Origin of the sequence: Bradyrhizobium sp. IC4059, assembly GCF_020193615.1 — a bacterium.
GTDB classification, from domain to species: Bacteria; Pseudomonadota; Alphaproteobacteria; order Rhizobiales; family Xanthobacteraceae; genus Bradyrhizobium; species Bradyrhizobium yuanmingense.
Window position 1 is genome coordinate 717,163 of the sequence record NZ_JADYVH010000002.1, and the last position, 13,306, is coordinate 730,468.

General features: G+C 65.4%; 13 protein-coding genes. 9 read left to right on the plus strand and 4 right to left on the minus strand.

What is annotated here, in order from left to right; translation table 11 throughout:
* Positions 1–7: 7 nt before the first annotated feature.
* The 4 genes from I6F12_RS09380 (at position 8) to I6F12_RS09395 (ending at position 4,092) form a co-directional block, all read left to right on the plus strand.
* Positions 8–1,546 (plus strand): tripartite tricarboxylate transporter permease, encoded by a 1,539-nt coding sequence (locus I6F12_RS09380; protein ID WP_057029102.1) that lies wholly within the window; start codon positions 8–10, stop codon positions 1,544–1,546.
* The gene (locus I6F12_RS09385; protein WP_225156031.1) at positions 1,543–2,547 is read left to right on the plus strand and encodes a 4-hydroxythreonine-4-phosphate dehydrogenase PdxA; all 1,005 of its coding nucleotides are present in this window, start codon (positions 1,543–1,545) and stop codon (positions 2,545–2,547) included. The genes I6F12_RS09380 and I6F12_RS09385 overlap by 4 nt, the downstream gene beginning before the upstream one ends.
* A gap of 136 nt (positions 2,548–2,683) precedes the next feature.
* Positions 2,684–2,899 (plus strand): hypothetical protein, encoded by a 216-nt coding sequence (locus tag I6F12_RS09390; protein WP_074447910.1) that lies wholly within the window; start codon positions 2,684–2,686, stop codon positions 2,897–2,899.
* A gap of 131 nt (positions 2,900–3,030) precedes the next feature.
* A complete protein-coding gene (locus tag I6F12_RS09395; RefSeq protein ID WP_057029103.1) occupies positions 3,031–4,092 on the plus strand; it encodes a glycosyltransferase family 4 protein in 1,062 nt (353 codons plus the stop codon).
* A gap of 188 nt (positions 4,093–4,280) precedes the next feature.
* Here the strand turns inward: I6F12_RS09395 and I6F12_RS09400 are convergent, their stop codons facing one another.
* Positions 4,281–5,357, minus strand: coding sequence for a methyl-accepting chemotaxis protein (locus I6F12_RS09400; RefSeq protein ID WP_225156032.1), 1,077 nt, complete (start codon positions 5,355–5,357; stop codon positions 4,281–4,283).
* Positions 5,358–5,643: 286 nt separating this feature from the next.
* Here I6F12_RS09400 and recJ point away from each other — a divergent pair, with 286 nt between their 5' ends.
* The 3 genes from recJ (at position 5,644) to I6F12_RS09415 (ending at position 9,272) form a co-directional block, all read left to right on the plus strand.
* Entirely contained in the window at positions 5,644–7,485 is a 1,842-nt protein-coding gene (gene recJ / locus I6F12_RS09405; RefSeq protein WP_225146763.1) for a single-stranded-DNA-specific exonuclease RecJ, read from the plus strand.
* Between the two features lie 82 nt (positions 7,486–7,567).
* Complete coding sequence (locus I6F12_RS09410; RefSeq protein ID WP_225156033.1) at positions 7,568–8,377, plus strand: glucose 1-dehydrogenase; 810 nt, start codon at positions 7,568–7,570, stop codon at positions 8,375–8,377.
* Positions 8,378–8,474: 97 nt separating this feature from the next.
* Positions 8,475–9,272 carry an aldolase gene (locus I6F12_RS09415; protein ID WP_225156034.1) on the plus strand — a complete coding sequence of 266 codons (798 nt, stop codon included), beginning with the start codon at positions 8,475–8,477 and terminating at the stop codon, positions 9,270–9,272.
* A 40-nt stretch (positions 9,273–9,312) separates the two neighbouring features.
* Here I6F12_RS09415 and I6F12_RS09420 read toward each other — a convergent pair whose 3' ends face one another.
* The gene (locus I6F12_RS09420; RefSeq protein ID WP_225156035.1) at positions 9,313–10,197 is read right to left on the minus strand and encodes a LysR substrate-binding domain-containing protein; all 885 of its coding nucleotides are present in this window, start codon (positions 10,195–10,197) and stop codon (positions 9,313–9,315) included.
* A 108-nt stretch (positions 10,198–10,305) separates the two neighbouring features.
* Between I6F12_RS09420 and I6F12_RS09425 the strand changes: the two genes are divergently transcribed.
* The gene (locus I6F12_RS09425; protein WP_225156036.1) at positions 10,306–10,995 is read left to right on the plus strand and encodes an NAD(P)H-dependent oxidoreductase; all 690 of its coding nucleotides are present in this window, start codon (positions 10,306–10,308) and stop codon (positions 10,993–10,995) included.
* 50 nt (positions 10,996–11,045) lie between these two features.
* Here the strand turns inward: I6F12_RS09425 and I6F12_RS09430 are convergent, their stop codons facing one another.
* A complete protein-coding gene (locus I6F12_RS09430) occupies positions 11,046–12,275 on the minus strand; it encodes a lytic murein transglycosylase (protein WP_225156037.1) in 1,230 nt (409 codons plus the stop codon).
* Between the two features lie 191 nt (positions 12,276–12,466).
* On the opposite strand from I6F12_RS09430, the gene I6F12_RS09435 reads away from it, so the two are divergent.
* Positions 12,467–12,718 carry a hypothetical protein gene (locus I6F12_RS09435; RefSeq protein WP_225156038.1) on the plus strand — a complete coding sequence of 84 codons (252 nt, stop codon included), beginning with the start codon at positions 12,467–12,469 and terminating at the stop codon, positions 12,716–12,718.
* A 35-nt stretch (positions 12,719–12,753) separates the two neighbouring features.
* On the opposite strand, the gene I6F12_RS09440 is transcribed toward I6F12_RS09435, so the two are convergent.
* Complete coding sequence (locus tag I6F12_RS09440) at positions 12,754–13,272, minus strand: MarR family transcriptional regulator (protein WP_036022956.1); 519 nt, start codon at positions 13,270–13,272, stop codon at positions 12,754–12,756.
* Between the last annotated feature and the right edge of the window lie 34 nt (positions 13,273–13,306).

The following is a 13,306-nucleotide window of genomic DNA, read 5'->3' on the forward strand; positions in this document are numbered from 1 at the left end:
CAGCGGGATGGACAATCTCCAGGAGCTCCTGCACGGCTTCACCATCGCGGTCACGGTGCCGCATCTGGTCCTGATGGTGGTCGGCGTGCTGCTCGGCATTCTCGTCGGCGTGCTGCCGGGGCTGGGCGCGCCGAACGGCGTGTCGCTGCTCCTGCCGCTCACCTTCGGCATGCAGCCGGTCTCGGCCATCATCCTGCTCTCCAGCATGTATTGGGGCGCGCTATTCGGGGGATCGGTGACCTCCATCCTGTTCAATATCCCGGGGGAGCCGTCGTCGGTGGCGACCACCTTCGACGGCTATCCGATGGCGCGCGACGGCAGGCCGACCACCGCGCTCGCGACCGCCTTCGGTTCGGCGGCGTTCGGCGCGCTGGTCGGCGTCATCCTGATCACCTTCCTCGCCTCCTGGGTGGCGCAGGCTGCGCTCGCGTTCGGGCCGGCCGAGTATTTTGCCGTCTATTTTCTCGCCTTTGCCAGCTTCGTCGGCATGGGCGGTGCGGCGCCGATCAAGACCGTCGTGGCGCTGGCGCTCGGCTTTGCCATCGCCGCCATCGGCATCGACACAGTCTCCGGCAGCGTGCGCCTCACCATGGGCGTGGACGAACTCGTCAAGGGCGTCAGCTTCGTCGTGGCGGTGATGGGCCTGTTCGGCATTGGCGAACTGCTTGTCGCCGTCGAGGAGGAATTTCACGCGCGCGCCGTCTCGTCCAAGATCGATTGGCGCGAGGTGTTTCGCGCCGTCGGCCGCCTGCCACGGCACGGCGTCGCCCTGCTGCGCAGCGCCGCGATCGGCTGCTGGATGGGCATCACGCCGGGCGGCCCGACCGCGGCCTCCTTCATGAGTTACGGTATCGCGCGGCGCTTTTCACGGCGCGGCCGACATTTCGGCACGGGCGAGGTCGAAGGCATCGTCTCGCCGGAGACGGCCGATCATGCCGCCGGCACCAGCGCGCTGCTGCCGATGCTCTCGCTCGGCATTCCGGGCTCGGCAACCGCGGCCGTGATGATGGGCGGGTTGATGATCTGGGGCCTCAATCCCGGGCCCATGCTGTTCGTGGACCAAAAGGATTTTGTCTGGGGCCTGATCGCCTCGATGTATGTCGGCAACATTGTCGCCGTCGCCCTGGTGCTGCTGACGGTCCCGGTGTTCGCCGCCCTGATGCGGATTCCCTTCGTGGTGATCGCGCCGCTGATCGTGATCATCTGCGTCGTCGGCGCCTATTCGGTGTCGAACTCCTATCTCGACGTCGTCATGATGCTCGGCTTCGGGGTCGTCGGCTATCTCTTCAAGAAGCTGTTCTATCCGCTGGCGCCGCTCGTGCTCGCGATCGTCATCGGCGACAAGGCCGAGGACGCCTTCCGGCAGTCGATGCTGATCTCCAAGGGATCTCTCGGCATTTTCTTTGCGAACAAGCTGGTGACGTGCCTGATCGTGGGCGGCATCGCGCTGCTGCTGCTTCCGCTTCTGTTGCAGCTGCCGCGGCTCTGGCGCAAACCTGCGTCGCCCGCGACCGATGCGCCAGTCCAGGAAAGGGCGATCATATGACCGCAAAGCCGCTGATTGCGCTGGCCATGGGAGATCCAGCCGGCATCAGCCCGGAGCTGACGGCCAAGCTCGTGGCGCAGGACGACATCCGCGCGCGCTGCCGGCTCGTCGTCATCGGCGATCGCCGCATTTTCGACGAGGGCGCGCGCATTGCGGGCGTCAAGCCGGCACTGACGATGATAGAGCAGGGCGCCGATCTTCGCGCAGCGCAGGAAGATGCGCTGTTCGTCGATCTCCGCCACCTCGACCCCAGAGAGGTCGAGCCGAAGAAAGCGACCCTTGCCGGCGGAAAATTTGCGCTGGCCAATTACAGGCATGCGCTCGAGCGCGGCCGCGACGGCCATGTCGACGCGGTCTGCTTCACCCCCTTTAACAAGCAGGCGATGCGCCTTGCCCGTGCCGAGTACGACGACGAGATCGCGTTCTCCGCCGAGGTCGTCGGTCTCAAGACGCCGGCAAGCGAATTCAACGTGCTGGACCGGCTCTGGAACGCACGGGTCACCTCGCACATCCCGCTCAGGGACGTCGCTGCGAAGCTATCCGGCGAACGCATCCATCGCGCGCTCAGACTAACCGATTCCTGCATGCGCAACGCCGGCTTTGCGCGGCCACGCATCGCGGTCGCAGGCCTCAACCCCCATGCCGGCGACGGCGGCAATTTCGGCCGCGAGGAGATCGACGTGATTGCGCCGGTGGTCGCAGCAAGCCAGAGCGAGGGCATTGCCGCGGAGGGACCGTTTCCGGCCGACACCGTGTTCCTGCGCGCCAAGGCCGGCGCCTTCGATGCCGTGCTGACGATGTATCACGACCAGGGCCAGATCGCGATGAAGCTGATGGGTTTCGATCGCGGCGTGACCTTGCTCGGCGGCTTCCCGTTCCCGATCTGCACGCCCGCGCACGGCACCGCCTACGACATCGCGGGTCAAGGTATCGCATCGATTGGCGCCAGCCGCGCGGCGTTGCTGCTCGCCGCGGAGATGGCGGCGCGTCGTCTCGGCTGAACTTGCACGCGCGAAGGGAGCGACCGCTGATTGCGCTCGCCTTGCGCGCAGACTTAGACTTTAGGGAAAAACTGGAAACTTCCGCCGTCGCGAGGAGTTGGCGCCCCATGAACATCTTCCACGTCGGAGCTGGAACATGGTCGACGACAGCCCGCTACGAACAGCGGTGGACACCGCTTGGTGCGTGTACCTTGCCCGGCATCGCAGCGTCGATGCAGCGGATGGCCGTCGTTGCCTGCTCGAGCGTCATCTGCAAGGGAGGCGGGAAGCGCGCGAGAGTAATGGTGATGCCCAGGAACTCGCAGCATTCGGGCTTGCCTATCTCGAGCGGCTTTCCGATGACGAATGTTGAGGCTCATCGAGGGCGGTATCTGTCGGCTGGCTAGCGCGAGCGCAAGGCCGGATTGGACCTTGCTCGCGATTTCGAACCTTCTGTCTGCGGCCATCGTGCTGATCGTGCGTTCAGCGATATAGCGAGCTCCAATGCGTATCGCCCAGCTGGCTCCGCTTGCCGAAAGCGTCCCTCCGAAGCTCTACGGCGGCACCGAGCGGGTGGTAGCCTGGCTTGTGGATGAGCTTGTCGAGCTCGGTCACGACGTCACGCTGTTTGCCAGCGGTGACTCCCGAACGAGAGGCAAACTCCACCCGGTATGGCCACGCGCGCTGCGTCTCGGCCGGAAGGGCGCCGATCCGAACGCAGCCTGCGCGATGCTGCTGGAAGCGATCGCGAGACGAGCCAACGACTTCGACGTGATCCACGCCCATATCGACTGGCTTCCGCTGCCGTTGCTCAGTCGCCTTGGCGTACCGTTCCTGACGACCATGCACGGCCGCCTTGACTTGCCTGGCTTGCCTGACGTGGTTCGGCAGTTCCCAGAAGCAAGCTTCGTGTCGATCTCGGATCACCAGCGCCTGCCGCTTCCGGATGCGAAATGGATTGGAACGATCCAGCACGGGCTGTCGTCGGAGCTGTTGGATCCATCCTATGAGGAGGGATCCTATCTGGCGTTTCTTGGCCGTCTCACGGAGGACAAGGGTCCGGAGGACGCCATCCGCATCGCGCACGCAGCCCGGATGCCTCTTCGCATCGCCGCGAAGATTCCACGCGCCGAGACTGCCTACTTCAGGAAACACCTTGCGCCCCGGATCGACGGCGAGATGATCCAGCTTATCGGCGAAGTCGACGACGTGAAGAAGCAATCATTCCTTGGCGGAGCAGCCGCTCTGCTATTTCCGATCGCTTGGCCGGAGCCTTTCGGGCTGGTCATGATCGAGGCGATGGCGTGCGGAACGCCCGTGATCGCCTATCGCTCCGGCTCTGTCCCTGAGGTCATCGAGCACGGCCTAACCGGTTTCATCGTCGAGAACGAGGAGCAGGCGGTCAAGGCGGTCGGCGAATTGGGCAAGCTGGATCGAAGGAGAGTGCGCGCCCGCTTCGAGGAACGCTTCACCGCATACCGAATGGCGCGCCAGTACGAAGATCAGTACCGCAAGCTGGCTGCCGCGGCAGCTCGGAAGGTCAACACGCAAATGTCGGAAAGGTGAAGGGAGGCGGCGATGTCGCTGTGCTAGATCGCCGCGCCCGATGAGGTGTCGCCGAGCCGGATTCCTTCTGTTTTGCCCGACGTGTCAAAGAATCTTCGCGCGTGCAAAAACAGCGAGGTAAGACAACCCCTTGGCTACTGTGCATGGGGTTGTTTTCGCGAGTTTTGATCGAGGCGGGCCCGCTCGCCTCACGCGCCGCAGACGATCACGCCGTACCAGCCGAGCCCGCGATAGGTCTCGTAGCCTGGGGTGGCATGGAACGCGACCAGTGTGCCCGTGCGTTCCTGATAGAAGCCGGAGCGCTGGCCGTTCAGCGACAGCGAGATGCGTTCGCTGAGGATGCCCTGGCCGTCGGAGGCCGCGATCACGCGAAAATTGGAATCGACCAGCAGCACGCGCGCCTTGTCGCTGTCGTCGACGCGCACGCCCTGCACGATGGCGCGGGCCTGCGGCTCCCAGTCGAAATGGATGGCGAGCACCCCGATCGGTGCGCCATGAGCCTGGCCGCCGGCGCGGACGCTGGCGCAATAGGTCGCGACCTGCGCATTGCCGAGCAGCGGCTGGTTCTCGACGTCGCCGGCGACATAATCGTCGCCGGAGCGAAGGCCTTTCGCATCGCGAAACCATCTGGTGTGGGCGACGTTCTGGCCGACGACGCGGAAGCGGTCGGCGCGGCCGTTGGCGATGACGTTGCCGTCGAGGTCGCAGAGCCAGAGATCGAGATAGACGGTGTAGGCCCCGAGGATCACGCCGAGGCGCTGCGAGGCATGGGAGACGGCCGCAGCACTGGGCGAGGCCGCGCAATCGACCACGGCGGAATCGGTCGCCCACCAGCGCACATCGCAGGTGCGTTCGTAGAGATTGCGGTCGATCAGCTCGATCGCGTTGAGCGACAGGTCGACCATGCGCTCGCCGCGGGAGCGCTGGCTCATGCGGTCGATCGAGGCGACGAGATCGCCGGTGCGTTTGGTCAATTGGGTCTCGAGCTCGCGGGCGATGGTCTCGACCTGCTGGCCGACGCCGCGCACCTCCTGCGCCACCACCGCAAAGCCCGCGCCTTGCGCGCCGGCGCGCGAGCTCTCGATCAGCGCGTTGAGCGCCAGCATCTTCATCTGGTTGGTGATCTGCTGGATCGACTTGGTCTTGTCGACCGCGATCTGGTTGACCTCGGCGGTGAGACGGTTGATCAGCGCGGAGATGTCGGAATCATCGTCCGCGGGCTCGGTGGCGATCGGCTTGGCTTTCAGACCCAGCGCAGCAGACATCGGGGACTTCCCTTGGCAATGAGGTCTGATCTGCAATGAACCCGGAACAACGACTTACAGATCGAATACGATTCTTTTTCGAGGATTCCGCCTAACGCCTGCTTAATTTGCTGTTTGACGGGATGCCTAAATGATAGTCAGTGCGCCCGTCGGGGCGGCCATCCACCGCTTTGTGCGGCCGGACCGTTGCAAATCCGTCCCGGATGCCGACCAATCCCCTGAAGCCAGTGACTCTGCGTTCGCGTGACCGCCTGGCCCTTCGAGTTCCCCAACATCTGCCTCTGTCATGACGCCGCCAGCCACCGCCTTGCCTATCGAAGCGCCCCAGGCCTTCCTGGGCGTGGCGCGCTCGCTCACCGACAAGCTGTGGCGCGACCGGCTTGATGCCCGCGGGGCAGCCCAGGCGCTCGCCATCGTGCAGCGGCACCAATTGCCGGAACTGCTGGCGCGGGTACTGGCGGGCCGCGGTGTCGACATCGACGCGGTGTCCGACTTTCTCGATCCGACCATCCGAAAGCTGCTGCCGGACCCGTTCACGGTGACGGAGATGGAGGCCGCTGCCAAACGCATTGCGGATGCCGCGACCAAGGGCGAGAAGGTTGCGATCTTCGGCGACTACGACGTCGACGGCGCGACCTCGGCGGCGCTGCTGGCCTGGCATCTGCGCCATTGCGGGCTCGATCCGCTGATCCATATTCCCGACCGGATTTTCGAGGGCTATGGCCCCAACACGGAAGCGGTGCGCGCGCTCGCGGCCAAGGGCGCCACGCTGCTGATCACAGTCGATTGCGGCACCACCAGCATAGAGCCGCTCGCCGAGGCCAAGCGCCTCGGCATGTCCGTGGTCGTGATCGACCATCACCAGGCTGGCACGGAGCTGCCGGTGGTGGATGCGCTGGTCAATCCGAACCGGCTCGACGATCTCTCCGGCCTCGGTCATCTCGCCGCCGTCGGCCTCGTGCTGGTGACGCTGGTGGCGGTCAATCGCGAGCTGCGCCAGCGCGGCTTCTGGACCAGCGAGATGCCCGAGCCCGATCTCCTGGGCATGCTGCATCACGTCGCGCTCGGCACCGTCGCCGACGTCGCGCCGCTGATCGGTCTCAACCGCGCCTTCGTCGCCAAGGGGCTGATCGCGATGCGGCGGCGCGACCATGTCGGCCACACCGCGCTGATGGACGTGGCGCGGCTCAACGGCCCGCCGGAGGCCTGGCATCTCGGCTTCATGCTGGGCCCGCGTGTCAATGCCGGTGGCCGTATCGGCCGCGCCGATCTCGGCGTGCGGCTGCTGCTCGAAGGCGACAGCGTCGAGGCAGCGCGGATCGCGGCCGAGCTCGACCGTCTCAACAGCGAACGTCGCGTCATCGAGCAGGCGGCGGAAGCCCAGGCCGAAGCCGAGGCGCTGGCCTCGATCGGGCTGGAGGACAAGCTCGCCGTCATCGTCACGGCCTCGGAAGGCTGGCATCCCGGCGTGGTCGGCCTCGTTGCCTCCCGCCTGAAGGAGAAGTTCTCGCGGCCGGCCTTTGCCATTGCGCTGGAGCCGGGGGGGATCGGCACCGGCTCGGGCCGCTCGATCGCCGGCGTCGATCTCGGCAAGGCGGTGCGGCAGGCGGTCGCCGACGGCATCCTGCTCAAGGGCGGCGGCCACGCCATGGCCGCGGGCGTGACGCTGCGCAAGGAGAAGCTCGCCGAATTCCGCGCCTATCTCGAGACCGCGCTGGCGCGCGACGTCGCCGAGGCGCGCCACGTCAACGAGCTCTATATCGACGGCGCAGTCACCGCCCGTGCGGTGACGCCGGAGCTTGCGGCGACGCTCAATCGCGCCGGTCCCTTCGGCAGCGGCAATCCGGAGCCGGTGCTGGCGCTGCCGGCGCACCAGCTCGTGTTTGCCGACGAGGTCGGCCAGTCGCATCTGCGCCTGCGCTTCAAGGCGGGCGACGGCGCCATCGTCAACGGCATCGCGTTCCGTTCAGTCGGCCAAAAGCTCGGCAATGCGCTGCTCGCCAATCGCGGCCAGCAGATGCATGTCGCGGGCTCGTTGTCGGTCGATCGCTACCAGGGCGCCGAGCGCGTGCAATTCCGTGTCGTCGACGTCGCGCTACCGGATCAGGGGCCATCCGTGATTAGATGATGCATGATCCGGAAAAGTGCGAAGCGGTTTTCCGACAACGATCAAAGACAACGGTTCCAAACAACAAAAAAAGGGAGTGAGCATGGCAGGGCAGGTTGAGGGCAAGGTCGCGCTGGTGACGGGTGGCGCCTCCGGCATAGGCGAGGCCATCGTCGAGCTGTTCGCGCGCGAGGGCGCGACTGTCGTCATCACCGATATCGACGAGCTGCGCGGCCCGGAGCTCGCCAGGCGCGTAACAAACGTGGGCGGCAAGGCGATCTTTCTGGAGCAGGATGTCACGAGCGAAGAGCGCTGGATCGAGATCGTCGCCGAGATCGCAAAGCGATATGGCCGGCTCGACGTGCTCGTCTCAAATGCCGGGATCGGCATCTCCGTGCCTTCGATCGTCGACATGACCCTCGCCGACTGGCGCAAGCAGAACGCGATCAACCTCGATGGCGTGTTCCTCTCGGTCAAGCATTGCCTGCCTTTGATGCGCAAGATCGGGGGCGGCTCGATCGTCATGATGTCCTCGCTGGCGGGACTGCGCGGCTCGCCCGGATTGTCGGCCTATTCGGCGACCAAGGGCGGCGTGCGGCTGTTCGCCAAATCCATTGCGATGGAGTGCGCGGCGGCGGGCGACGGCATCCGGGTCAACTCGGTTCACCCCGGCATCATCGACACCCCGATCTGGGGCAAGATCCCGACGGGGGCGGCCGGCGCCGGCCAGAATGCCCCGATCGATCCGGAGGAGCGCGCCCGCGTCGTCACGCCGCTTGGCCGCGCCGGCCAGGCCGCGGAGATCGCTTCGGGCGTGCTGTATCTCGCCTCCGATGGCTCGCGCTACGTCACCGGCAGCGAGCTCGTCATCGACGGCGGCATGAATGCCGGCGGCGTGCCGCGGCGCGCTTGAGCTGCGCAGGGCAGGGTGGCGGCCGCAGGGGCTGACGCGAAGGCGCAGTCCCTGTACAAGATTGGGCAGCTCCCGACCGAGAGAGGTGTCCTTCGCCATGGCGCACAGCCTTCACGCTTCTTCACCCGCGCCCGCGCCATTCCGTTCCAACCGGCCGGACCTCGCCACCGACGCGATCCGCACCGCGCGCGAGGATCTCGCCGCCTGCTTCCGCATGGCCGCGCGCAACGGCTTTGAGGAGGGCATCTGCAACCACTTCTCGGCCGTGGTGCCCGGTCATGACGATCTGTTCCTCGTCAATCCCTATGGCTACGCCTTTCGCGAGTTGACCGCGTCGAAGCTGTTGATCTGCGACTTCCACGGCAACGTGCTCGACGGCGAGGGCGTGCCCGAGGCGACCGCGTTCTACATCCATGCCGAGATGCACAGGCTGCTGCCGCGCGCCAAGGTCGCCTTTCACACCCACATGCCCTACGCGACAGCGCTGTCGATGACCGAAGGCGAGCCCCTGATCTGGGCCGGCCAGACCGCGCTGAAATTCTACGGCCGCACCGCGGTCGACCGCGACTACAACGGCCTCGCGCTCGACAGCCGCGAAGGTGCCCGCATCGCGTCCGCCGTCGGCGATGCCGACATCGTCTTCATGAAGCATCACGGCGTGATGGTGCTGGCGCCGACCGTCGCGGAAGCCTGGGACGATCTCTATTATCTCGAGCGCGCCGCCGAGGTGCAGGTGCTGGCGATGTCGACGGGGCGGAAGGTGCTGCCGGTCGATCCCGCCGTTGCGGCGGAGACCTACAGGCAGATGCGCGAGGGCGATTCCGAATCCGCCCGGCTGCATCTCGCCGCGATCCGGCGGCAGCTCGATGCGGAAGAGCCGCAATATCGGCACTGACCAAGATGTCATTCCGGGCGCGCTAGAGCTGCGCTGCGTATCAGCGGGCCGCGTCGAACTCTGACTTCAGCCAGTGTCGTACAGCCTCGACCGGCTCGGTGAGCGGCCGGTTGCGGCTGCGGACCAAGTGCAGCGAAGAGCCTTCCAGCTCCGGCCCGAATGGTGCGACCAGCGTTCCCTGCGAAAGTTCGTCGGCGACGAGCACAAGACTGTGCAAAGCGACACCAGCGCCGGCGACGGTTGCCTGGATGGCATGGGTTTCATCGCTGAAACGCACGCCGGCGCGCGCATCAACGTCGTCAATGCCGGCCGTCTTGAACCAGCGCCGCCAGGTCGGATTTCGGGCATCACGACGGTGCCAGTCGAAATGTAGCAGCGTTGCTGAGCGCAGGTCGCTCGGTCTTCGGATGCCCAAGCGCGGACTGACCACCGGTGCGAAACGATCGACCGTGAGCGGCTCGGCAATCAGATCGGGATAAGGACCGGAACCGTAGCGAAGTGCGAGATCCGCGGTCGAATTGAGGTCGGCCACCTCCAAGCTCGCAAGCAATGTGAGATCAATGTCGGCTCTCTTCTTTCGGAGCCCAGCAAGACGCGGCACCAGCCATTTGGCTGTGAAAGCCGGCGTCGCCGAAAGTGTGACCACCGCCCGGCGTCGCTTGCGGCTCAATCCCTCCAGAACACGCGCAAACGCATCAAAGCCGTCGCGCAGGACCGGAAGCAGGACCTGACCTTCCGCGGTGAGCAGAACCTGCCGCGTCCGGCGCTCGAACAGCCTGACTCCGACCGTCTGCTCCAGCTGTCGCACCTGATGGCTGATCGCGGTCGGCGTGACGTGAAGTTCATCGGCGGCGCGCTTGAAGCTGAGGTGACGTGCCGCCGCTTCAAATGCACGCAATCCCGCCAGCGGAGGAAGCCTTCTCATCGCGAACTCAAGGATGAATGCAGTTCATCCATAGGCTGAGCAACTTTCGTTTGTCAACGACGGGACCTGAACCGATCTATTGGGCAAATAGATGAGAGGAGTGCTGCAATGCAACTGCTACAAATCGATTCAAGCGCGCGGTTCGAGCCTTCAGATGCAAATCCGCGCGGTTCGCACACCAGGCGTCTGACTCAGCGTTTCGTCCAACGATGGCTACAGTCGCGGCCGGGGGATCGCGTCGTCAGCCGCGACCTCGGTCGCTTCGCACCGAGTCCGGTGACGGACGACTGGGTCAAGGCGGCCTTCGCGAAGCCCGATCGGCGCGAGCCATGGATGAGAGAGGCTTTGGCGGAAAGCGATGCGCTGGTCGACGAGTTGCTCACAGCTGATCTGATCGTCGCGGGCGTGCCAATGTACAACTTCGGTGTGCCAGCGCAGTTCAAGGCATACATAGACAACGTCGTTCGGGTCGGACGCACGTTCGGCTTCGACCGATCATGTCCGGACAATCCATATTCGGCGCTGCTTGCGGGCATGGACAAGCGTCTTGTCCTGCTCGGCTCGCGCGGAGACTACGGGTACGATCCGGGCGGGCGCATGGCCGCCGTCAATCATGTCGAAGGAGCCGTCCGGGACGTGTTTGCCTTCATCGGGATCACGGCCTTCCACAGCATCGCAGTCGAGTACGACGAATTCGCCGACGAACGGTTGCAGGCGTCGATTGCCGCGGCCGAGCGTACCGTGGATGACCTCGTCGACGAGCTGCTGAAGCTGACAGAACAGCGAAACGCGGCTTAAGGGTCGGCTGCAGCTGCGGCGAGGCGCCAGCGCCGGCGCTTCCGGCCGTGCTAGTTGGTTTGCCGCAGCTTGGCCAGCACCTTCAGCCCGCCGTAGCCATCGGCGGGCGCGATCCCGACCTTCTGCTGAAACTCCTTGACTGCCTTCATGGTGTCGTTGCCGACGCGGCCGTCGGTGCCGCCGGTGTCGAAGCCGGCCTTGGTCAGGCGCGTCTGCATCTCCTGCACTTCGGCGAGCGTCAACGCACGCTCGGAGCCCGGGAAGGGCTGGATGAAGGGCGGAGCTCCCAGGCAGCGATCCCCGAGATGGCAGATCGCCAGCGCGTAGTTCATGGAAGGGTTGTAGCTCTTCACCGAGTAGAAATTCGGCCCGAGCAGGAAGGTCGGCCCGCCCGCAACCGGCGTCCACATCTGCGCGGATGCGTTGGGCTGCGGAAATGGTTGGCCGTCGGCACGCGTCACGCCGGCCGCCTGCCAGGCCGCATAGGTCCGGCTGCCGCTCATGTTGGCGGGCGCGCGCACCTCGTAGCCCCAGTGCTCGCCGCGATGCCACTTGCCACGATTGACGAGATACTTTGCCGTCGAGCCCAGCGCGTCGTCGGGCTTGCCGAATGGCGAGACCTTGCCGTTGCCGTCATAGTCGATGCCGACATTGAGCCAGACCTCCGGCATCCATTGCGAATGGCCCATCGCGCCGGCCCATGATCCGCGCATGTCCTCAGGCGTGGACCAGCCCTTGTCGACGATGCGCAGTGCATTGATCAGCTCGGTCTCCCAATAGGCCTTGCGGCGCGGCTCGTTCCAGGCGAGCGCGGCGAGCGAGGGAAACACCGGCCTCATGTGGTTCTGCTGCACCAGCGGATCGCCATAGGCGGACTCGACGCCCCAAAGCGCCAGCAGCGTGCCGCGCTCGACCCCGAAATCGCGCTCGATGCGGGCGAACAGCGCCTCATTGTTCTTCAGCGCGATCTTGCCGTTGATGATGCGCCAGTCCGAAACGCGGCGGTTGATGTACTGCCAAACCTGCTCGCGGAATTCGGGCTGGTTGCGCATCTGCGCGAACACGCTCATGTCCGGTTCGACCCGTCCCATCGCGCGCTGCCATGTCGCGGCGGAAATGCCTTTTGCCATCGCGCGCGCACGGAAGCTCTCGCGCCATTCGTCGAAGCCGGGAGGCGCGGCGAAAGCGCGGGTGGGAAGCGCGAGCAAAGCGGCTGCACCGAGCGTCGACTGGAGCAGGGCGCGGCGTGTGTGACGGGGCGAGGAATCAGTGTACTTCATGGGCACATTCTAGCCGGAAACATGGCACGCGTGAGTCGGTTCCGAAACGGCCGCGTGCGGCAACTCGGCCCGACCCCGTCGGTCGTTCCCACCGGAACAAGTGCCGCACTCCCGCATTCCTCCCACGCGAGGAGGAGAAGAGTCGGTCCTGGTACGGCCGGCCTTCCTGTTCATCGAATCGTCGGGGTGGAATGAAGATACGCACGCATGCCGAAAGCCATATCGTCGAACTCGACGACGGATCGCAATGGAAGATCTTTCCCGGCGACCTCGCGACGACGCTGAGCTGGAAGCCCGAAACCGATCTGCGTCTGGAGCCGAGCGGTGACCGGGTGAATTCGCACGTGCTGGTCAATCCCGCCGACCAGACCCGCGTGCGGGTGATCGCGGCCGACGAGAGCTGGCCGGACGGCGCAGTCAAGAACGCCTTGAAAGGCGGGTAGCACCAGCGGCCACGACAGCCGCGAATGCCGGCCGCCTAGTCCTCCTTAAGCTCAGCCGCGATTCCGGAAAGCCAACGCCGGATCGTGGTTTCCGCCTTTGAATCCAAATTGCGAGCGAGGCGCTTCTCCAATTCGAGCACACGCTGCCGGCACGCCTTCAGAAGCGTCGCGCCGCGCGGCGTCAGCGTCCATTGCTGGATGCGGCCGTGAACGGGATGAGGCGTCATCGCAATCGCGCCGTCGCGTTCGAGATTGCGGATGATGACGCCGACGGTCTGGGGCGTCAGGAAGGTGAGGCGGGCGACATCGGCTCCCGACAGGCCCGGATAGGCGTTCAGCATCGTCAGCACCGCGAATTGCGGCGAGGTCACGCCGAGATCGGCGAGCGTGCGTTCCATCGTCAGCCGAACGGCGGCGTGGGCTTGGCGCAGCAGGTAACCGAGATAGCCTTGCTCGCCGCGCTTGCCTTCGCCCGGTGCTGGAACGTGCACCGCACCGGCTGCAACGGCCTTGGGTCCCGATTGCGATTTCGTGACATTCGTCTTGCGCGACATATAAGAGCTCTTATAAGATGTCCGTGCTCTTATA

Bases quoted from the DNA above. Each gene is read 5' to 3' on its own strand.
- I6F12_RS09385 (WP_225156031.1), top strand. From the start codon at position 1,543: ATGACCGCAAAGCCGCTGATTGCGCTGGCCATGGGAGATCCAGCCGGC.
- I6F12_RS09395 (WP_057029103.1), top strand. From the start codon at position 3,031: ATGCGTATCGCCCAGCTGGCTCCGCTTGCCGAAAGCGTCCCTCCGAAG.
- recJ (WP_225146763.1), top strand. From the start codon at position 5,644: ATGACGCCGCCAGCCACCGCCTTGCCTATCGAAGCGCCCCAGGCCTTC.
- I6F12_RS09435 (WP_225156038.1), top strand. From the start codon at position 12,467: ATGAAGATACGCACGCATGCCGAAAGCCATATCGTCGAACTCGACGAC.
- I6F12_RS09425 (WP_225156036.1), top strand. From the start codon at position 10,306: ATGCAACTGCTACAAATCGATTCAAGCGCGCGGTTCGAGCCTTCAGAT.
- I6F12_RS09390 (WP_074447910.1), top strand. From the start codon at position 2,684: ATGGTCGACGACAGCCCGCTACGAACAGCGGTGGACACCGCTTGGTGC.
- I6F12_RS09400 (WP_225156032.1), bottom strand. From the start codon at position 5,357: ATGTCTGCTGCGCTGGGTCTGAAAGCCAAGCCGATCGCCACCGAGCCC.
- I6F12_RS09415 (WP_225156034.1), top strand. From the start codon at position 8,475: ATGGCGCACAGCCTTCACGCTTCTTCACCCGCGCCCGCGCCATTCCGT.
- I6F12_RS09420 (WP_225156035.1), bottom strand. From the start codon at position 10,197: ATGAGAAGGCTTCCTCCGCTGGCGGGATTGCGTGCATTTGAAGCGGCG.
- I6F12_RS09380 (WP_057029102.1), top strand. From the start codon at position 8: ATGGACAATCTCCAGGAGCTCCTGCACGGCTTCACCATCGCGGTCACG.
- I6F12_RS09430 (WP_225156037.1), bottom strand. From the start codon at position 12,275: ATGAAGTACACTGATTCCTCGCCCCGTCACACACGCCGCGCCCTGCTC.
- I6F12_RS09440 (WP_036022956.1), bottom strand. From the start codon at position 13,272: ATGTCGCGCAAGACGAATGTCACGAAATCGCAATCGGGACCCAAGGCC.
- I6F12_RS09410 (WP_225156033.1), top strand. From the start codon at position 7,568: ATGGCAGGGCAGGTTGAGGGCAAGGTCGCGCTGGTGACGGGTGGCGCC.